The sequence below is a fragment of the Paeniglutamicibacter sp. ZC-3 genome, from assembly GCF_025847175.2.
GTDB lineage: Bacteria > Actinomycetota > Actinomycetes > Actinomycetales > Micrococcaceae > Paeniglutamicibacter > Paeniglutamicibacter sulfureus.
In genome coordinates this window covers 71,827-90,641 of record NZ_JAOYTG010000002.1, presented here as the reverse complement: position 1 = coordinate 90,641, position 18,815 = coordinate 71,827, and the positions used below count along the sequence as shown (strand labels likewise).

Sequence of the window (18,815 nt, the reverse complement as noted above, 5' to 3'; positions counted from 1 at the left end):
CGCCAAGACACCACGAGAGGAAAGAGGATTCATGGAAATACTGTCCAGCACCATTGATACGACCGCCCCCGCCTTCCTCAAGAACGCCACCGAACAGGAAGCGCTGGTTTCCGAACTTCACCAACGCCTGGCCACCGCTGCCAAGGGTGGTTCGGAGAAGACCCGGCAACGCCACGTGGACCGCGGCAAGCTGCTGCCCCGCGACCGCGTCCAGGCACTCTTGGATGTCGGTTCGCCCTTCCTGGAAATCGCACCGCTGGCCGCGGAGGACATGTACGAGGGCGGCAGCCCGGGCGCCGGACTGATCACGGGCATCGGCTTGGTCCATGACCGCTACGTGATGATTGTCTGCAACGACGCCACCGTCAAGGGCGGGACATACTTCCCCATCACGGTGAAAAAGCACCTTCGTGCCCAGGAAATCGCCCTGGAAAACGGGCTTCCCTGCGTCTATCTGGTGGACTCCGGCGGCGCCTTCTTGCCCATGCAAGACGAGGTCTTTCCCGACCGCGAACATTTCGGCCGCATCTTCTATAACCAGGCCAACCTCTCGGCACGCAAGATCCCGCAGATCGCCGCGGTGCTCGGATCCTGCACTGCGGGAGGCGCCTACGTCCCGGCCATGAGCGATGAGACAGTCATCGTCCGCAACCAGGGGACCATCTTCCTGGGTGGTCCTCCCTTGGTGAAGGCAGCGATCGGCGAAGTCGTCACGGCCGAGGAGCTCGGCGGCGGGGACCTTCACGCCAGGACCTCGGGCGTGGTCGACCACCTGGCCGAGAACGACGCCCACGCCATCTCCATCGTGCGCGACATCATCGAAACGCTGCCGCGCACCCCCGAGCCGGTATGGGATGTCATCCCCGAGGTCGCTGCTCCGATTGCGGAACCGGCAGAAATCTACGGCGCCGTACCCACCGACGTGAACGCCACCTACGACGTGCGCGAGGTCATTGCCCGGATCGTTGACGGCAGCGCATTCCACGAATTCAAGGCCAACTACGGAACCACGCTTGTCACCGGGTTCGCGCGCATCCACGGCCATCGCGTGGGCGTCGTTGCCAACAACGGTGTGCTCTTCTCCGAGTCCGCACTCAAGGGCGCCCACTTCATCGAGCTCTGCGACCAGCGCGGCATTCCGCTGGTATTCCTGCAGAACCTCTCCGGGTTCATGGTGGGCCGCGACTACGAGGCCGGCGGCATTGCCAAGCACGGCGCCAAGATGGTCACCGCGGTCGCCACCGCGCGGGTCCCCAAGCTCACCGTCATCATCGGAGGGTCCTTCGGTGCCGGCAACTACTCGATGTGCGGACGGGCCTACTCCCCGCGTTTTTTGTGGATGTGGCCGGCCGCGCGCATCTCCGTCATGGGCGGCAACCAGGCGTCCTCGGTGCTTGCGACAGTGAAACGCGATGGGATCGAGGCCGCCGGTTCCACGTGGAGCATCGAGGAAGAGAACGCGTTCAAGGCACCCCTGAAGCAACAGTACGAGGACCAGGGAAACCCCTACTACTCCACCGCCCGGCTCTGGGACGACGGGGTCATCGATCCTGTGGACACCCGGCGCATCCTTGGCATGGCACTGGATGTCTGTGCCACCCAACCCTTGCCCGAAACCTCCTTCGGCCTCTTCAGGATGTGATGCGCACATGACCACGAAACTCTTTGACACGGTATTGGTTGCCAACCGCGGCGAGATCGCCGTCCGGGTGATCCGCACTCTCCGGCGCATGGGCATCAGGTCCGTTGCCGTCTACTCCGATGCGGATGCCCGGTCGCTGCATGTGCGCGAGGCCGACGTTGCCATCCACGTGGGCGGCTCCCCTGCCGCCGAAAGCTACCTGAACATCGGCAACGTCATTGCCGCCTGCCAGGCCTCGGGCGCCCAAGCAGTGCACCCGGGCTACGGGTTCCTCTCGGAAAACGTCGAGTTTGCCCGGGCATGCAAGGATGCCGGCATCACCTTCATCGGACCCGGGGTGGATGCGCTATTGCTCATGGGTGACAAGATCCGCTCCAAGAACCATGTCTCTGCCCACGACGTGCCGGTGACCCCCGGCATTGCCGAGCCCGAGCTCAGCGACGAGGAACTCATCGACGCGGCATCCGAGATTGGCTTCCCGGTGCTGATCAAGCCCTCCGCGGGAGGCGGCGGCAAGGGCATGGTCGCCGTGAATTCCGCGGACAAGCTGCCGGAGGCGCTGTCCAGCGCCCGGCGCACCGCATTGAGCTCCTTCGGCGACGACACGCTTTTCCTTGAACGCCTGGTGCGCAGCCCGCGGCACATCGAGGTCCAGATCCTGGCCGATAGCCGGGGGAACACCGTGCACCTGGGCGAGCGCGAATGTTCCCTGCAACGCCGCCACCAGAAGGTCATCGAAGAGGCACCTTCCCCGCTGCTGGCGAACCACCCGGAGGGGGCGCGCATCCGCGAGGAGATCGGTGCGGCGGCCGTGGCCGCCGCCGCCTCGGTGAACTACGTGGGTGCCGGAACCGTGGAGTTCCTGGTTTCGGACGAGGCACCGGGCGAATTCTTCTTCATGGAAATGAATACCCGCCTTCAGGTCGAGCACCCCGTCACCGAAGAAGTTGCCCGGGTGGACGGCGAGCGCATCGACCTGGTCGAGGCACAGGTGCGCATCGCCGCTGGCCTGCCGCTGGGCTTCACCCAGGAGCAGGTGTCCCTGCACGGGCACGCCATCGAGGCACGCGTCTATGCCGAGGACCCGGCCCACGACTTCATGCCCTCCACCGGACGGTTGCTGGCAGTGCGCGAACCCGCAGGGGAACATGTGCGCGTGGATTCCTCCCTGACCGAGGGCTTGGAAATCTCCCCGCACTACGACCCGATGCTGGCCAAGGTCATTGCGTGGGGCGCCGATCGGGACGCTGCGCTGGGCCGGCTGGATGCCGCCCTCGGGCACACCGAGATCCTGGGGGTGCTGACCAACATCGAATACCTGCGTCTGCTGCTGGAGGACCCCGACGTGCGCGCGGGAAACCTCGACACCACGCTGATCGAACGCAAGATGCCATCCATGGCGTTCCGCGCCGTCACCGACACCGAAATGGTTTTCGCGGCGGCACTGGAGATGACGCGGCACCCGGGCCGAGGCGGCACCTGGCACGCGCGGGACTCCTGGAGGACGGGAACCCCCGCGGCGCTGGCCACCACCCTCGAGGTGAACGACGGGATTCGCACCCTCTCGTCGGTTCCCACCGCAGCCGGACGCACGTTCACCATGGACGGCAGGGACTTCGACGTCGCGTTCCTGCCCCGAGGTTCGGTTGCCGTCGATGGGATTCAACAACATCCTGCAACGGCATTTGGCGACGAATCCACCCTGTGGCTCAGCCACGACGGCTGGGTTGCCTCCGTCAGATTCCCCGACCGGCACGAACTGCTGCGCCGGGAACTGGCCAACCGCGACCACGTTGCCGGCGAGGCCTCACCCGATGTCCGCTCCCCCATGCCCGGCACCGTGATCGCGGTGGGAGTCAGCGACGGGCAATGGGTCGAAGCCGGTGAGATCTTGGTGACAATCGAGGCCATGAAGATGGAACACCCCATGCGGGCCCCCGGGACGGGTACCGTACAGATGGGACGTTTGCGGGTCGGTGACCTGGTCAAGGCCAACCAAATTGTCGCAACACTCACCTACGACACCGAGGACGAAGCACCATGAGCATCTTCACCATGGGACCCGCAATCCTGTTCTGCCCTGCGGACCGCCCCGATCGATATGCCAAGGCGCTCGAACGCGCCGACGCGGTGATCCTCGATCTGGAGGACGCTGTGGCACCGGAGAACAAGTCGGCTGCCCGCCAGGCACTGATGGAGAACCCCTTGGATCCGGAGCGCACCATCGTCCGGGTGAACCCGGTGGGCACCGCTGACTTCAGCGCGGACTTGCGGGCCCTGTCCTCCACCGATTACCGCACCATCATGCTCGCCAAGACCGAGGGACCCGAGGACCTGTCCCGGCTGTCCTCCTACGCGGTCGTGGCCCTGTGCGAGACCGCGCTGGGCATCCTCAACGCCCAGGTCATTGCCGACACTCGCAACGTCGTGGCCATGATGTGGGGTGCCGAGGATCTGGTCGCCTCCTTGGGAGGATCGTCTTCCCGCAGGGAGTCGGGCACGTACCGGGATGTGGTCAGGCATGCCAGGTCCCAGGTCCTGTTGGCAGCCGGAGCCTATGGCAAGGTTGCCATTGATTCGGTCTACATCGACATCGAAGACCACGCGGGTTTGCTGGGCGAGTCCGTTGACGCGGCGGCCTCGGGCTTCGGGGCGAAGGCCTCGATCCATCCCGGGCAGATGCCGTTCATCCGCCAGGCCTTCATTCCCACCACCGAGCAGGTCGACAGGGCCAAAAACGTCCTGGCGGCGGCGGAGAAATCGGCCGGTGTGTTCACCTTCGAGGGGCAGATGGTCGACGAGCCGCTGCTGCGCCATGCCCGAGCCACGTTGGCGCGGCATGCACCAACGACGACGACGACCCCATGACGAATGCCCCGTCGCCGCTTGCGCAAGCGGCGACGGGGCATCGATTCGTTAGTCCTGGTGCGGAACGATGACCGCCCGGGCGTTCAGCTTGCCCGCCACCATTTTCCGGTAGGCCTCCAGTCCGTCTTCCAACGAGTACGTCTCGATTTCCGGAGTGATCTGGCCCGCCCGATACATGTCGACAACCTCGTGGAGCTCCTCAATGGTTCCCCAATAGGTGTTGGTAATGACCGACTCGTACGGAGTGGTGAAAAAGCTCCACTCATGCACGCCACCGGCGATCCCGACGACGACGAGCTTGCCGCCCTGCGCCATTGAAGCCGTGGCGGTCGCCAACGTGGGGGTGACACCCACGAAATCGAATGCCGCATCGACCCCACGTCCGCCCGTAATTTCTCGGATCTTCCGGACTTGGTCGGGTCCGGATGGAACGGTGATGGCCCCGGCCTCTTCGGCCTTGGCCATCGCTTCGGGCTTCATGTCCGTGGCGATGATGGTGGCGCCGGTGAGCGCCTTGAGTATCTGCACCGCGATCTGGCCCAGTCCGCCCAGGCCCACGACCAACGCAAATCGTCCGCCCGCATTCAGGTGCGGCAGCGCACCCTTGATCGCGTGATAGGGGGTAAGGGCCGCGTCCGCGAGCGGTGCAGCGGCAATCGGATCGGCATCGCCCAGCGGGATCAAGTTGCGTGCCGGAACCGCGACATACTCGGCCATGCCGCCATCGCGCCCCAGTCCGATCCCGGCGTACGGATTGGTCGCGGCGTTTTCACAGTACGTGTCTTGTCCACGTGAGCAGGCCTTGCACCGGCCACAGCCAACGGGACCATAGACCAAATAGGCTTCTCCGATGTTGACACCGCTGACACCCTCGCCGACTGAATCCACCCATCCGGAGTTTTCATGCCCGAGCGTAAATCCCGCTTTCATGTTGCCCGGCATCTCTGCCGTGAAATCCTGGAAGATGCTCACGTCTGAATGGCATGCCCCGGCGCCTGCAACCTTGAGCAAGACCTCACCCGGGCCAGGTTCCGGCTTTAGGACTTCCTTGAGCGTCGGAAACTGCTTCCATTCCTCGAAAACTAACGCGCGCATGTGGTGCCTTCTTCCTGCTGGATGGGCAAACTCTTCACGGGACTCACGCTAACGGTTGTCACTCGTCAATTCCACGGTCGTTCCCAACGGTGCGTCCCTCTGCCGCTGAGGTGCCTTACGAGCATCCTTCCTGCCGGGTCTGACCGCCGCCGATTCGCCGCCGACAATCCGGTGTCCTACATTGGGAAGCAGAATGCCCGCAAACATGGAGATTCCCACGACAATGAACCAAGCCTTCGACCTCGAGCAACTCCTTACCGATCCCGTCGTCGCGGCCCTGGCCCGGGCCGAGGAGACCGCCTGGTTCGCCGCCAAGCCGACCGATACCCAGGCGGGAATCGACGCCTCGGGCATCGACCCGGCCATCGTGGACGACGCCCGGGTCCGGTTCGGCCGCTTCGCCCCTTGGTTCGCCGAGCATTTCCCTGACACCCGCGTTACGCACGGCATCCTCGAATCCCCGCTGGTCGGCGTCCCTGACATGCAGGAGGAACTGGGCAGCCGATTCGGTCGCGTGCTGCCGGGCAAGCTGTGGCTCAAGCGCGATGATTCGTTGCCGGTCAGCGGGTCGATCAAGGCACGCGGCGGCATCCACGAGGTGCTCGAGGTCGCTGAGCGCATCGCCATCGCCGCCGGCCTGATGGCCGGGACGGACGATGCCCGCGTTCTGGAACGGCCCGAGGTGCGCGAGGTGCTCTCGCGCCACGGGATTGCCGTGGGATCCACCGGCAACCTGGGCCTGTCGATCGGCATTGTCGCCTCCGAGCTCGGGTTCAACACCACCGTGCACATGTCGATGGATGCCCGGGCCTGGAAAAAGGAGCTGCTGCGCTCCCGCGGCGTCAACGTCGTGGAGCACGCGGGCAACTTCTCCGATGCCGTGGCCGCCGGACGCCGCACCGCCGAAGCGGATCCCAGCGTCTGGTTCGTCGACGACGAGGCCTCGCTGAGCCTGTTCGCCGGCTACTCGGTCGCCGGGGCCCGCCTGGCCGGGCAGCTGGCGTCCTTGGGCGTCAGGGTCGATGAGCGGCACCCGCTGATCGTTCACCTGCCCTGCGGCGTGGGCGGCGGACCGGGAGGCGTCACCTTCGGCCTCAAGGCTGCCTTCGGGGACGCGGTGCACTGCGTCTTCGCCGAGCCGGTCAACTCCCCCTGCATGTCCTTGGGCGTGCGCACCGGGTTGCACGATTCAATTTCCGTGGCGGACATCGGCCTGGACGGACTCACCGCCGCGGACGGGTTGGCAGTGGGCCGCCCCTCGAGGCTGGTCGGCGAGCACCTGCAGCAGCTGATCGATGGCTACGTGACCGTCACCGACGAGCGTATGAAGGCGTTCGTCGGCCTGTTGCACGACACCGAGGGCATCGACGTGGAGCCTTCCGCAGCGGCCGGGTTCGCCGGGCCGTGGCGCATCCTCGAAGACGAAACATACCGCGCCGCGTTCGGGCTGGATGATGCGGCGTTGGCCAACGCGACCCATGTGGTGTGGTCAACCGGCGGTTCCATGGTCCCGTCTGCGGAGATGGCAGGCTATGTGGCCGAGGGCCAGGGGCTGGCCGACGAGGTTTCCTGGCGCTAGGGACCTCTGCCACCGGTAGATTGGGGTCCATGGAGATCCTCTCAAGCCGGGTGCTGCTGCGGCCCGTGAACCTGACCGAGACCCAAGCGTTCTACCGCGATGTGCTGGGCCTGGCGGTGTCCCGGGAGTTCGGCACGGCCGAGCACGCTGGGCTGGTGTTCTTCCTGGGCAACGGCCTGCTCGAGGTTGCGGGTACCCGAGAGGTCGGCAGCGACTCGTCCCTGGTGCTTTGGCTGCAGGTACGGGACGTCCAGGCGGAACTGGAGCGACTCGCGGGCCTCGGCGTCGGGATCGCTCGGGAGGCGCGGACCGAGCCGTGGGGCCTGATCGAGGGATGGATCCAGGACCCGGACGGCACCCGGATCGTGCTGGTGCAGGTTCCCGAGGACCATCCGATCCGGCGCGATGTGCGCGCATTGTAGGCAGACACAAGAAAGCCGGGCCCACCCCTAGAGCGATTGGGGTGGGCCCGGCCGTCTTGGTGCGGCAGTTGCTGCTGCCGGAGCTAGTTGGCGAAGGTATCGGCCAGCTGGCCCTTGGCGGTCCAGAGGCCGAGTGAGTCGCCGCCGTTGTTCAGGACTGCGGTCTCGCCGCCCAGGTAGAACGCCTCGGCCGTGTTGGTACCGGGCCCGGAGTACACGCGCAGCTCCGCACCCGGCGTCAGCTTGAAGCCCTTGCCGATGCGCAGGATGTTGTTGGCTGCATCGCGCAGCACATAGCCGCCGACGTCGATCGTGCGGTTGCCGTTATTGGTCAGGATGACGTGTTCGCCGGTTTCCGGCTGAAGGTCGTTGCCCGGCACGTCGTTGATCGCGTTTGACATGACAACTCCGTTGTTCGATGGAAAGACCTTCTGGCCATTGAGGTGCCGGTTGACCTGCTGCGGGAAGTCGCCGGTGATGCGCTCGACGCCAAGTTCCAGGGCTGCATCCGCGGCCTCGGTGGAATTCACGGTGTAAACGCCGAGGCCCAGGCCTGCTTCCTTGACCCGAGCTGCGCCTGCTGCGTCGAGGGTGCGGTAGCTGGTGCCGAAGGAATCGGCGTAGGTTGCGTAGTCGGCCAGGACCGCGTCGCCGGGGACGGTGCCGGTCAACTGCTGCAGCGGGACCTCCGGGGCCAGCTCCGCGAAAGCCTTGTTCGAGGCGGCGTCGAAGCCCAGGACCTCGATCTTGCCGGCCTTTTCCAGCTCGCTCCATTCGGCATCGTTGGCCAGGGCTTCGGCAACGACCTGCTCGACGCCCGGGGACTGGGACGGGGACTTGATCTCGATGAACACGCCGGTCTCCCCGGTGAGAACGTCGGCCACGGCATCGAAGTGCGGGATCTTCTCGCCGGCGAAGTCGGCCGAGAAGTAGGATCCGGCATCGAGCTGCTGCAGCTCGTTCCAGCTGAAGGAAGTGATCGGGTCGTTGACCCGGTCCGGGAACACGTCGGCGACGTTGGTGGTGCGTGCGGGGGTGTTGTCGTGGAAGATGAACGGGACGCCGTCGCTGGAGAGCTGAACGTCGATCTCGACGAAGTCGGCACCCGACTGGCTGCCGGCCTTGACGGCGGCCAGGGTGTTCTCCGGTGCGACGCCGGCTGCTCCGCGGTGGCCGATCAGGATCGGCGCCTCGTTCTCCTGCGGTACGACGGGGGCTGCAACGGCCGGGACTGCCAGCCCTGCGGCCAGGCATGCGGTGAGTGTTCCAAGGGTGATGGTGCGAAGCTTCATGATGGGGATCCTTCGATGTCGGGGACGGACACCCACCACGCTGCCCGTCCCGAACAACGCTGCGGCCACGGTGAGGTGAACCGCGCATTAAGATCCCGCGTACGACGCCGCCGGACAGGATTGACTTCCCCGGGAGCCGGCGGGATTCGGACCCATCCGCCCGGCCACGTCGGTTACTCCATGTGGCGGCTGTCCGCCGAGTGCTTCAGGACCACCTTGCCCGTGGTGCCGCGGGATTCCAGCGCCTTGAACGCCTCGACGACATCGGCGATGCCGTACGGCGTCACCTGGGGAACCTTGATGGCCCCCGAAGCGATCCAGTCGAAGATGTCAGCGGCGCGACCGGCAATTTCCTCCGACGTGCGCACATGGTGGACCACGGTCGGCCGCGTGACGTACAGGGACCCAAGCCCGGCCAGCGAGTTCACGTCCAGGGTTGGAATCGGTCCGCTGGCGCCGCCGATCGCGACCAGCACGCCGCGTATCCGCAGGGCCTGCAGGCTTTCGTCGAAGGTCGCCTTCCCAACCCCGTCGTAAACGACCGATGCGCCTTCCCCTCCGGTGAGCTCGCGGACCTTGTCGGCAAACCCTTCGTAGCCGATGGCCTCATTCGCCCCGTTGGCCAGCGCCACGTCCTGCTTGGCCTTGGTGGAAACCGTCCCGATGACCCGTGCACCCTTCAGCTTTGCGATTTGTGTCAGCCATTGGCCCACTCCCCCGGCGGCCGCATGGATGAGCACGGTGTCGCCCGGGCCGACGGCGTAGGTGTCATGCACCAGGTAGTGGGCAGTGATGCCCTGCATCAACGCTGCCACGGCTGTGGCGTCGTCAATGCTGTCGGGGATCGACACCACCTTGGAGGCATCGACCACCGCGAACTCGGAGAAGCTCCCCTGGCCTCCGGCAAGCCACCCCACGCGCTGTCCGGGCGCAAGCCCGGTGACCTCCTCGCCCAGTGCCTTGATGACTCCCACGCCCTCGACCCCTGCAAGGAACGGGGCCCGCAGCGGTGTTGCCCCCTTGCGTTGGGCGACGTCGAGGTAGTTCACCCCGGCGACGGACAACCGCACCAGGACCTGGCCCGCCGCTGGCGACGGCCGCTCGGCTTGCCGAAATTCAAAGGTTTCCGGGCCTCCGTGTTCGGAAACCACCACGGCGTTCATGGACTCGGGCATGTCGCGTTATCCTGTCCTGGGTTAAATCGAAATCTATGGCTGTGTTCGATGGTCCCCACGCCAGGTTGGGTCGAGCGCCCCCGTGGGGGTTCCCGACCCAGCCTGGCGCGGAAACTCGGTCAGTGCGTGGGGAATCCCAATTCGATTTGGGATTCGCTCGGGTCGGGCCAGCGGCTGGTGACGACCTTGCGCCGGGTGTAGAAGTTGAAGGACTCCGGCCCGTACATGTGGGTGTCGCCGAAGAGCGAGTCCTTCCACCCGCCGAAGCTGAAGGCGCCGATGGGCACCGGGATCGGCACGTTGATGCCCACCATCCCGACCTCAATGTCGAACTCATACTCGCGGGCGGTCTTGCCGTCGCGGGTGAAGACCGCCGTGCCGTTGGCGAAGCGGTTCGAGTTGATCAACTCAACGGCCTGCGCGTAATCCTCCACGCGCACCACGGCCAGGACGGGGCCGAAGATCTCCTCGTCATAGACCCGCATCCCGGGCTTCACGTGGTCAACGAGCGAGACCCCGATGAAGTAGCCGTTGGAATCGAAGTGCTGGTTTCGGCCGTCGACCAATACCTCGGCACCTTCTTCCTGGGCCGAGGCGATGAATCCTGCCACCCGGTCCCGTGCGGCGGCGGTGATCAGCGGGCCCATCTCCGAGTCCGGGTGCGTCCCGTCGCCGACCTTGAGCCCGGGGATGCGCTCGGAGATCTTGGCAACGAGTTCATCGGCGATGGAGCCGACGGCCACGACGACCGAGACGGCCATGCAGCGTTCCCCGGCCGAGCCATAGGCGCCGGAGATCGCCGCATCCGCGGCGGCATCCAGGCCCGCATCGGGCATCACGACCATGTGGTTCTTGGCGCCTCCCAGCGCCTGGACCCGCTTGCCGTTTGCCGCCGCGGTGGAATACACGTACTTGGCGATCGGCGTGGATCCGACGAAGGATACTGCGGTGATCCCGGGGTTGGCGAGGATCTCGTCGACGGCTTCCTTGTCACCGTGCACGACGTTCAGGATCCCGGCCGGCAGGCCCGCCTCCTCGAAGATCGAGGCAATCCAGTTGGCTGCCGAGGGGTTGCGTTCGCTGGGCTTGAGGATGACCGCGTTGCCGGCGGCGATGGCGGTGGTAATCATCCATAGCGGAACCATGGCGGGGAAGTTGAAGGGGGTGATGCAGGCGACCACGCCCAGCGGCTGCCGGGTCTGGTGGACGTCGACGCCGGTGGCGACCTGTTCGGCGTATTCGCCCTTGAGGTGGTGCATCAGCCCGGTGCAGAAGTCCACGTTTTCCAGGCCGCGGACGATCTCTCCGTCGGCGTCGGAGAGGACCTTGCCGTGTTCGGCGGTGATGATCGCGCCGACTTCGGCACGGCGTTCGTCGATGAGCTGGCGGACCTTGAAGAGGATCTGGCTGCGCTTGGCCAGTCCCAGGCGGCGCCAACCGCGCTGTGCCGCAGCCGCGGTGGTGGTTGCCTCGCGGACGGTTTGTGCGCTGGCCAGTGCTACCTGGCCGGTTTGTTCCCCGGTGGCGGGGTTGTAGACCGGGCCGAAGCGTTCGGAGTCGGTGATGGACGTGCCGCCGATGCGGTGGCCGATGGTGGACACGGAAAGGTGTTCAAGGGTTTGCGACATGGTCAGTTCTTCTCCTGGGTGTAGCCGGCTACGGTGCCGTCCGGTGTTACGTTTTTGACGATCAGGGAGCAGTCCTTGTCTCCCAGGCCTTCGGCGATCAGTGCGTCGAAGTGCTCGCGTGCCAGGGTCGCCGCGGGGAGCTTGACTCCCGTCATCTCGCCCGCGTCCAGGGCCAACCCGACATCCTTGCGGGCCAGGTCCACCCGGAACGTTGCATCGAAGTTGTTGTTTGCAGCCGAGGTGTCGATGACGCCTGGCACCGGGTACCAAGTCTGTTGCGCCCACGAGCGTCCCGAAGAGACCGAGGCGATCTCCCAGAAGACCTTGGGATCCAGCCCCAGCTTCTCGGCCAGCTGGGAGCCCTCGGCCGAGGCCATCAGGTCGATGAAGAGCATCATGTTGTTGCAGATCTTGGCGGCGATACCGGTCGTGGCCCCGCCTGCCACGATGGTCTTGCCCGCCAGCGGCTTGATGTGCTCCACCGCTTCGGCCGTGTGCTCCGGGATTCCCCCGACCATGAAGGCCAGGGTTGCGGCGGCGGCCCCCGAGATTCCCCCGGAGACCGGTGCGTCGACGAATTTCAGGCCGCGTTGGAGTGAGCCTTCGTGGCAAAAGCGCGAGGTTTCGATGTCTACCGTCGAGCTGTCCAGCAGCAGCGTCTGCGCGGTGGCGTGGGCCCAGATTCCGTCATGGCCCTCGTAGACGCTGCGGACGTGCTCGCCCTTGGGGAGCATGGTGAAGACCGCATCGGATCCCTGGACCGCCTCGGCAATGGAGCCAACGATTTCGACGCCGTGTTCCTTCGCTGCGATGCAGGCCTCCGGGTTGAGGTCGTATCCCTTGACCTGGTGCCCGGCCGCAACGAGATTTGCGGTCATTGGCCCGCCCATGTTTCCTAGTCCGATCCAGCCGTAAACTGCCATGATTCCTCCTGCGCCGTGGTCCGCCCGATCGGGCTGTGATAGCCACCACACTATGTGCCCACTTCTTGACGTTCAACGCACAAGATGGGCCCAGGTTTGCACCACTCATGTGCGTCAACGCACAATGAGTACATGGAACGCACCCTTGACCACCACCACCTGGAATCCTTGATCACCTTTCTCTCGGTGGCCCGACTCGGGCGCTACACCGCGGCGGCCGACGTGCTGGGCGTCAACCATTCGACCGTGTCGCGCCGCATTGCCGCCCTCGAAAAGGCAGTGGGCGGCCGCGTGCTCACGCGCACACCCTCCGGTTGGGAGGTCACAGACCTGGGACGTCGCGCCCTGGGGGTCGCCGAGGACATCGAGCGGGCACTGACGGGACTCACCGAGACCCGTGCCACCGGCGAACTCGCCGGAACGGTTCGCATCGGGGTGCCGGACGCCTTCGCCGCGCATTTTGCGACCCCTGCCATGGCTGCCCTGCAACGCAAGCACCCGCGGCTTGCTGTCGAGCTGATGAGCGCAACCCAGAGGGCCAGGCAAACCCGGTCGGGAGTCGACCTGGAAGTGGTGGTGGGCAAGCCCCACGTGCACAAGGCGGTTGCGACCGAGCTGCTCACCTACCACCTGGGGCTCTATGCCTCCCGTGAGTACCTTGCCGACCACGGGGAACCGCAGGGGCTTGCCGATCTCGTCTCGCACCGCCTGAACTACTACGTGGAATCCGCGCTGACCATTGACGAGCTGGACAGTGCGACCGAAGCGCTGCCGCCGATGCCCCGGGGCATCACCTCCACCAGCGTGTTCTCCCATATTGCGGCGACCAAGGCCTCGGCCGGGATCGGCATCCTGCCGGACTTCCTGGCCGACCTCGAGGCCGATCTGGTGCGTCTGTTGCCGGATGACTATGCACATGCTGCCACTTATTGGGTGGTCGGGCGCGAAGAGGCGCTGCGCAACCCGGCGGTGCTGGCGGCGGTTGCGGCCATGGGAGATGCCACCACGTAGGAACCCGGGCGCGCAAATGCCTGTGGGACGCGACGATTGGCCGCGTCCCACAGGCATTGTTGCCTCATGTCTCGGTACTACTTCACACTGTCGCGCGCCGCGGCCTCCGAAGCCTCCGTGTTGATGACGATCGTCCGGGCCCGGTCGGCCTCGTCGATATCGTGCAGGGAAATACCGTTGGTTTCACGCATGGAGTACACGACGGCCAGGGTGATGATCGCCGCTATGCCGATGTAGATGGCCACCGGCACCCACGACCCGTAGATGCTCAGCAGGAAGGTGGCGATGATCGGGGCCATCGAGCCGGCCACGATCGAGGTGACCTGGTAGCCCAGGGAGACCCCGGAGTAGCGCATGCGGGTCGGGAACATCTCGGCCATGATGGCCGGCTGCCCGGCGTACATCAGGCCGTGGACCAGCAGTCCCGCCACGACCACCAGCAGGATCACGAAGTCGTTCTGCGTGTTGAACAGCGGGAAGGCCACGAATCCCCAGACCAGCATGAGCGCGGCGCCCAGCGCGTACACCGGGCGGCGGCCCAGCTTGTCGGTGTAGCGACCGATCAGCGGAACGACCGCAAAGTGGATCAGGTGTGCCACCAGCATCAGCAGCAGGATCGTGGAGGTGTCCATCTTCAGCTGGGTCTTGAGGTAGGTGATGGAGAACGTCACCACCATGTAGTAGAGGATGTTCTCGCCCAGCCGCAGGCCCATGGCGGTGAACACGCCGCGCGGGTAGCGGCGGAAGACCTCGGCCACGCCGTAGCCGGCCTCGGCGTTCTGCTCCAGCTCGGCCTTGGCCTCCTGGAAGATCGGGGCGTCGGAGATCCGGGTGCGCACGTAGTAGCCCACCGCGACGATGACCACCGAGAGCCAGAAGCCGATCCGCCAGCCCCAGGCCAGGAAGGCCTCCTCGGACAGTGTGGAGGAGAGCACCAGAAGCACGATGGTGGCGAGCAGGTTGCCTGCCGGCACCGCTGCCTGGGGCCAGGAGGCCCAGAACCCGCGTTCCTTGTCCGGTGCGTGCTCGGCGACCAGCAGCACCGCCCCGCCCCATTCTCCGCCGACGGCGAAGCCCTGGAAGAAGCGCAGGACCACCAGCAGGATCGGCGCCGCGTAGCCGATCGCGTCGAAGGTTGGCAGGCAGCCCATCAGGAAGGTGGTGACGCCCACCAGGATGATGGCCACCTGCAGCAGGTGTTTGCGGCCGTACTTGTCACCGAAGTGGCCAAAGACGATGCCGCCGATCGGGCGGGCGATGAAGCCCACGGCGTAGGTCAGGAAAGCCTTGATGATGTTGTCGAGCTCGTTGGCTGCCTCGGGGAAGAAGATCTTGTTGAAGACGAGCGTTGCCGCCGTCGCGTACAGGAAGAACTCGTACCATTCGACGACCGTTCCGGCCATCGAGGCTACGACCACGCGCTTGAGTCCCTTGCGCTCCTGGATACTGGCACTGCTGGGGCGAGATGAAGCCACTTCCAACCTCCGAAGGTTCCACGGACGGCACCTGGGGCAATTGCCGCTTGCCGATCACGACTCCGAGTATGGCCCAGGTCACAATGAAGTTGGAAGCGTTTGCACCCGGGATGACGTGGCCCGTTTGGGCACATGTGCCGTGCGGCAATGCACGGGCATGCGCCTCGGCGGCGGACAGGTGGGCTGATGCATAGACTGGTTGGTGGTTCGACGGAAGGAACACGCGACATGGTTACCCGCTTGGATACCGTAGTGGTTGGCGGCGGGGCCATGGGCTCGGCCACCGCCTGGGCACTGGCCACACGCGGCCGCGAGGTCACGCTGCTGGAGCAGTTCGCCCCCGGGCACACCCTGGGCGCATCCCACGGCAGTACCCGGAATCTCAACCTTGGCTATGCGGATCCGGTCTACGTGTCCATGCTCGCCGAGGCACTCGGACTCTGGGACCTGCTCGGCGAACAAAGCGGCCAGGCCCAGGTGACGCGCACGGGAATCGTCAACCACGGCGCCCCGCGGGAACAGGCACGGGTGCTGGCGTCCCTGACGGCTGCGGGCATCGCGGCGGCGGAACTGTCGGCCGCGGAGGCAGGTGAGCGCTGGAGCGGTCTTCGCTTCGCGGGCCCCGCGCTGCACATGCCCGACGGCGGGCAGCTCAACCCCGATCTGGCCCTGCCGTCCTTCCAGCAGGTGGCGCAGCGGCACGGCGCCCTCATCCGCCACGGGGTGCGGGTCACCGGGATGAAAATCGCCGGGGACAGGGAGGTCCACCTGGCCCTGGAAACCGCGGAAGGCAGTGAAACCGTTGAGGCCCGCAGCGTCGTTGTCACCGCGGGCGCCTGGACCGGCGAGCTGCTCCCCGGATCGGTGCGCCTGCCGGCCCTGCGCATCACGCAGGAACAGCCGGTGCACTTTGCCCGGCGACGGCAGGAGGATGTGTGGCCCGGCTTCAACCACACCTTGGTTCCGGGTTCCCCCGGCTTTGAAAATGCCTACTCCCCGGTTTACGGCATGCTGACACCCGGCGAGGGGATCAAGGCGGGCTGGCACGGAACCGGGGCGTTGACGCATCCCGACCGGCGAAGTTTCGCCGCCGAGCCGCTCCAGCTGCGTGCCTTGCAGGACTATGCCCGGCAGTGGCTCCCGGGCGTAGATGCCGATTCCTTCACGGAGGTCAGCTGTACCTACACCACCACGCCGGACGAGGATTTTGTCCTGGACCGCATCGGGCCACTGGTGATCGGTGCCGGGTTTTCCGGCCACGGATTCAAGTTCACGCCGGTCATCGGGAGGATCCTGGCGGACCTGGCCGGCGGCAGCGGTCCGGCACCGGCGAAGTTTGCCGCGCGTCGCACCCTTGCCGTGCCGGCGCGGGCCACCGGGGTCGCTCGATCCGCCGATTCCGCCTAGCGGCTGGCGGCCAGTGCTTCCTGGACCTGGTGTGCGGCCCGCTGCAACGCGGGCAGCACGCGCGCCGCGGCGTCCTGCGCACTGACCGGCGATTGCGGCCCCACGCCCATGGACACGTTCATCGCGGCGACCACGGCCCCGTCGGCCGCGAACACCGGGACCGCGACCGAACGCAGGCCCACCTCGAGTTCCTGGTCGACGATCGCGTAGCCCTGGGTGCGCACGCGCTCGAGTTCCTCGCGCAGTTCCGCAACGCTGCCGATCCCGTGTCCGGTCGGCGCGCTCACCCCCGCGGCCAGCAGTTGCTCCAGCACCCCGGGCGCTTGGTAGGCCAGCAGCACCCGGCCCATTGAGGTGTTGGCTGCGGGGAAACGCGTCCCGACGCTGATGCCCACGCGCATGATCGAGCGGGTGTGCACCCGGGCGATATAGAGGATCTCGCTGCCCTCGAGCACCGAGGCGGAGGCCGACTCGTGGACCTGCGAGGAGAGTTCCTCGAGCACCGGTTCCATCAGCTGCGGCAGCGTGGCGCTGGAGAGGTAGGAGTATCCCAACTGCAGGACCTTGGAGGTGAGTTCGAAGAACTTCCCGTCCCCGCGCACGTAGCCAAGCTCCTGCAGGGTCAGCAGGAAGCGGCGGGCCGTGGCACGGGAGAGGTTGGTGCGCTTGGCGACCTCGCTCAGGGTCATCGAGGGGTGCTCGGCGTCGAAGGCGCAGATGACATCCAAGCCTCGAGCCAGGGACTGGACCGAGGTGGAGCCGCCAGCTGCGGCGGTTCCTGCATCCTGGCTCATGGCGAATGGCTCCTGTGTATTCATCGGTGGTTGCCGCCCAAAATACATGGACGGGGGAAGGCAAAAAGAATGGGGGCGTTCTTTCGGCGGCCCCCATTCTTTCAGACTTGCAGGGCTATGCCTTGATCAGGTCCACCGGGATCTTGGCGTCGAGTTCCTCGAAGGTGATGCCGTGCGTCGAACGAACGGTGACCCCGGATTCGTCGATGACGAAGATCGCGGACTCGGTGTAGATGCGCGAAACGCAACCCAGCCCGGTGACCGGGTAGGAAAGTGCCTCGACCAGCTTGGACTCGCCGGTCTTGGTGAACAGGCCCATCATGACCCAGGTCTGCTTGGCGCCGATGGCAAGATCCATGGCCCCGCCGACTGCCGGGATCGCGCCCGGGGCGCCGGTGTGCCAGTTGGCCAGGTCGCCCTCGGCCGAGACCTGGAAGGCCCCAAGGACGCAGACGTCCAGGTGGCCGCCGCGCATCATCGCGAAGGAGTCGGCGTGGTGGAAGTAGCTGGCGCCGGGCAGCTCGGTCACCGGGATCTTGCCGGCGTTGATCAGGTCCTCGTCGACGTCCTCGCCGGTGGCGACCGGGCCCATGCCCAGCATGCCGTTCTCGGTGTGCAGGGTGACGCCCTGCTCGGTGGTGAGGAAGTTCGACACGTTGGTCGGTTGGCCGATGCCCAGGTTCACGAACGCGCCGGCCGGGATGTCGGCGGCGACCAACTTGGCCATTTCGTCGCGGGTCAGCGCGGCCTCGGTGGAGTTGTACTGGCTCATTACTTGGTGCCTCCGATGGTGACGAGGGTATCGACGAAGATGCCGGGGGTGATCACGGTTTCCGGGTCGATCTGCCCGGCGGGGACGATCTCGGAAACCTGCACGATGGCCTGCTTCGCGGCGGTGGCCATGATGGGCCCGAAGTTGCGGGCGGTCTTGCGGTAGACCAGGTTGCCCAGCTCATCGGCGCGCAGCGCCTTGATGAGGGCAAAGTCGGCACTGATCGGGGTCTCGAGCACGTAGCCCTTGCCATCGATCATGCGGGTTTCCTTGCCCTCGGCAAGCATGGTGCCGTAGCCGGTGGGCGTGAAAAACCCGCCGATGCCGGCGCCGGCGGCGCGGATGCGTTCGGCCAGGTTGCCCTGCGGGACCAGCTCGAGTTCGAGCTCGCCGGCGCGGTAGGCCTCGTCGAAGTGCCAGGAATCGGACTGGCGCGGGAAGGAGCAGATGACCTTCTTGACCCGGCGTTCCTTGATGAGCAGGGCCAGGCCGGCGTCGGCCTGCCCGGCGTTGTTGTTCACGACGGTCAGTTCCTTGGCGCCGCACTCCATGAGTGCGTCGATCAGTTCCATCGGCTGGCCGGCGTTGCCGAAGCCTCCGATGAGCACTGTGGCTCCGTCCTTGATATCGGCGACGGCTTCGGCCGCCGAAGTGGCAATACGTGGTGCCATAAGTTGTTCTCTCCTAAATCTGTTCGGTCAGGGGATGGGGGGGTTCAACTCCCCCGAGGGT

At 66.0% G+C, this 18,815-nt stretch carries 16 protein-coding genes; 7 read left to right on the top strand and 9 right to left on the bottom strand.

What is annotated here, in order from left to right:
- Window positions 1–31 precede the first annotated feature (31 nt).
- The 3 genes from OIU93_RS03550 to OIU93_RS03540 are packed head-to-tail and all read left to right on the top strand — an operon-like array spanning window position 32 to window position 4,510.
- On the top strand, window positions 32–1,642 hold the full coding sequence (locus tag OIU93_RS03550; protein WP_264268702.1) for a carboxyl transferase domain-containing protein: 1,611 nt from the start codon (window positions 32–34) through the stop codon (window positions 1,640–1,642).
- 7 nt (window positions 1,643–1,649) lie between these two features.
- The gene (locus OIU93_RS03545) at window positions 1,650–3,686 is read left to right on the top strand and encodes a biotin carboxylase N-terminal domain-containing protein (protein WP_264268701.1); all 2,037 of its coding nucleotides are present in this window, start codon (window positions 1,650–1,652) and stop codon (window positions 3,684–3,686) included.
- Window positions 3,683–4,510 (top strand): CoA ester lyase, encoded by an 828-nt coding sequence (locus OIU93_RS03540; protein WP_264268700.1) that lies wholly within the window; start codon window positions 3,683–3,685, stop codon window positions 4,508–4,510. Before OIU93_RS03545 ends, OIU93_RS03540 begins: the two co-directional genes overlap by 4 nt.
- A 48-nt stretch (window positions 4,511–4,558) precedes the next feature.
- Here OIU93_RS03540 and OIU93_RS03535 read toward each other — a convergent pair whose 3' ends face one another.
- Entirely contained in the window at window positions 4,559–5,605 is a 1,047-nt protein-coding gene (locus OIU93_RS03535; RefSeq protein ID WP_264268699.1) for an NAD(P)-dependent alcohol dehydrogenase, read from the bottom strand.
- Between the two features lie 223 nt (window positions 5,606–5,828).
- Between OIU93_RS03535 and OIU93_RS03530 the strand changes: the two genes are divergently transcribed.
- Window positions 5,829–7,184 carry a D-serine ammonia-lyase gene (locus OIU93_RS03530; RefSeq protein WP_264268698.1) on the top strand — a complete coding sequence of 452 codons (1,356 nt, stop codon included), beginning with the start codon at window positions 5,829–5,831 and terminating at the stop codon, window positions 7,182–7,184.
- A 29-nt stretch (window positions 7,185–7,213) separates the two neighbouring features.
- Complete coding sequence (locus OIU93_RS03525; RefSeq protein ID WP_264268697.1) at window positions 7,214–7,606, top strand: VOC family protein; 393 nt, start codon at window positions 7,214–7,216, stop codon at window positions 7,604–7,606.
- An 83-nt stretch (window positions 7,607–7,689) separates the two neighbouring features.
- On the opposite strand, the gene OIU93_RS03520 is transcribed toward OIU93_RS03525, so the two are convergent.
- The 4 genes from OIU93_RS03520 to mmsB all read right to left on the bottom strand — a co-directional run bounded on the left by OIU93_RS03520 (window position 7,690) and on the right by mmsB (window position 12,624).
- Entirely contained in the window at window positions 7,690–8,898 is a 1,209-nt protein-coding gene (locus OIU93_RS03520) for a glycerophosphodiester phosphodiesterase family protein (RefSeq protein ID WP_264268696.1), read from the bottom strand.
- Window positions 8,899–9,071: 173 nt separating this feature from the next.
- On the bottom strand, window positions 9,072–10,073 hold the full coding sequence (locus tag OIU93_RS03515) for a quinone oxidoreductase (RefSeq protein ID WP_264268695.1): 1,002 nt from the start codon (window positions 10,071–10,073) through the stop codon (window positions 9,072–9,074).
- A gap of 119 nt (window positions 10,074–10,192) precedes the next feature.
- Window positions 10,193–11,701 carry a CoA-acylating methylmalonate-semialdehyde dehydrogenase gene (locus OIU93_RS03510; RefSeq protein ID WP_264268694.1) on the bottom strand — a complete coding sequence of 503 codons (1,509 nt, stop codon included), beginning with the start codon at window positions 11,699–11,701 and terminating at the stop codon, window positions 10,193–10,195.
- A gap of 2 nt (window positions 11,702–11,703) precedes the next feature.
- The gene (mmsB, locus tag OIU93_RS03505) at window positions 11,704–12,624 is read right to left on the bottom strand and encodes a 3-hydroxyisobutyrate dehydrogenase (RefSeq protein WP_264268693.1); all 921 of its coding nucleotides are present in this window, start codon (window positions 12,622–12,624) and stop codon (window positions 11,704–11,706) included.
- A gap of 132 nt (window positions 12,625–12,756) precedes the next feature.
- Here mmsB and OIU93_RS03500 point away from each other — a divergent pair, with 132 nt between their 5' ends.
- The gene (locus tag OIU93_RS03500) at window positions 12,757–13,635 is read left to right on the top strand and encodes a LysR family transcriptional regulator (protein WP_264268692.1); all 879 of its coding nucleotides are present in this window, start codon (window positions 12,757–12,759) and stop codon (window positions 13,633–13,635) included.
- Window positions 13,636–13,712: 77 nt separating this feature from the next.
- Here the strand turns inward: OIU93_RS03500 and OIU93_RS03495 are convergent, their stop codons facing one another.
- Window positions 13,713–15,110 carry an MFS transporter gene (locus OIU93_RS03495; protein WP_372342862.1) on the bottom strand — a complete coding sequence of 466 codons (1,398 nt, stop codon included), beginning with the start codon at window positions 15,108–15,110 and terminating at the stop codon, window positions 13,713–13,715.
- Between the two features lie 228 nt (window positions 15,111–15,338).
- Here OIU93_RS03495 and OIU93_RS03490 point away from each other — a divergent pair, with 228 nt between their 5' ends.
- Entirely contained in the window at window positions 15,339–16,517 is a 1,179-nt protein-coding gene (locus OIU93_RS03490; RefSeq protein ID WP_264268691.1) for an FAD-dependent oxidoreductase, read from the top strand.
- On the opposite strand, the gene OIU93_RS03485 is transcribed toward OIU93_RS03490, so the two are convergent.
- The 3 genes from OIU93_RS03485 to OIU93_RS03475 form a co-directional block, all read right to left on the bottom strand.
- Complete coding sequence (locus tag OIU93_RS03485; protein WP_264268690.1) at window positions 16,514–17,311, bottom strand: IclR family transcriptional regulator C-terminal domain-containing protein; 798 nt, start codon at window positions 17,309–17,311, stop codon at window positions 16,514–16,516. The two genes, OIU93_RS03490 and OIU93_RS03485, sit on opposite strands and share 4 nt — an antisense overlap.
- 115 nt (window positions 17,312–17,426) lie before the next feature.
- Window positions 17,427–18,083 (bottom strand): 3-oxoacid CoA-transferase subunit B, encoded by a 657-nt coding sequence (locus tag OIU93_RS03480; protein ID WP_264268689.1) that lies wholly within the window; start codon window positions 18,081–18,083, stop codon window positions 17,427–17,429.
- On the bottom strand, window positions 18,083–18,754 hold the full coding sequence (locus OIU93_RS03475; protein WP_264268688.1) for a 3-oxoacid CoA-transferase subunit A: 672 nt from the start codon (window positions 18,752–18,754) through the stop codon (window positions 18,083–18,085). The genes OIU93_RS03480 and OIU93_RS03475 overlap by 1 nt, the downstream gene beginning before the upstream one ends.
- Window positions 18,755–18,815: the final 61 nt, after the last annotated feature.

Excerpts from the sequence above, each read along its gene's own strand:
- OIU93_RS03550 (WP_264268702.1), top strand. The coding sequence starts at position 32 with ATGGAAATACTGTCCAGCACCATTGATACGACCGCCCCCGCCTTCCTC.
- OIU93_RS03545 (WP_264268701.1), top strand. The coding sequence starts at position 1,650 with ATGACCACGAAACTCTTTGACACGGTATTGGTTGCCAACCGCGGCGAG.
- OIU93_RS03540 (WP_264268700.1), top strand. The coding sequence starts at position 3,683 with ATGAGCATCTTCACCATGGGACCCGCAATCCTGTTCTGCCCTGCGGAC.
- OIU93_RS03535 (WP_264268699.1), bottom strand. The coding sequence starts at position 5,605 with ATGCGCGCGTTAGTTTTCGAGGAATGGAAGCAGTTTCCGACGCTCAAG.
- OIU93_RS03530 (WP_264268698.1), top strand. The coding sequence starts at position 5,829 with ATGAACCAAGCCTTCGACCTCGAGCAACTCCTTACCGATCCCGTCGTC.
- OIU93_RS03525 (WP_264268697.1), top strand. The coding sequence starts at position 7,214 with ATGGAGATCCTCTCAAGCCGGGTGCTGCTGCGGCCCGTGAACCTGACC.
- OIU93_RS03520 (WP_264268696.1), bottom strand. The coding sequence starts at position 8,898 with ATGAAGCTTCGCACCATCACCCTTGGAACACTCACCGCATGCCTGGCC.
- OIU93_RS03515 (WP_264268695.1), bottom strand. The coding sequence starts at position 10,073 with ATGCCCGAGTCCATGAACGCCGTGGTGGTTTCCGAACACGGAGGCCCG.
- OIU93_RS03510 (WP_264268694.1), bottom strand. The coding sequence starts at position 11,701 with ATGTCGCAAACCCTTGAACACCTTTCCGTGTCCACCATCGGCCACCGC.
- mmsB (WP_264268693.1), bottom strand. The coding sequence starts at position 12,624 with ATGGCAGTTTACGGCTGGATCGGACTAGGAAACATGGGCGGGCCAATG.
- OIU93_RS03500 (WP_264268692.1), top strand. The coding sequence starts at position 12,757 with ATGGAACGCACCCTTGACCACCACCACCTGGAATCCTTGATCACCTTT.
- OIU93_RS03490 (WP_264268691.1), top strand. The coding sequence starts at position 15,339 with ATGGTTACCCGCTTGGATACCGTAGTGGTTGGCGGCGGGGCCATGGGC.
- OIU93_RS03485 (WP_264268690.1), bottom strand. The coding sequence starts at position 17,311 with ATGAGCCAGGATGCAGGAACCGCCGCAGCTGGCGGCTCCACCTCGGTC.
- OIU93_RS03480 (WP_264268689.1), bottom strand. The coding sequence starts at position 18,083 with ATGAGCCAGTACAACTCCACCGAGGCCGCGCTGACCCGCGACGAAATG.
- OIU93_RS03475 (WP_264268688.1), bottom strand. The coding sequence starts at position 18,754 with ATGGCACCACGTATTGCCACTTCGGCGGCCGAAGCCGTCGCCGATATC.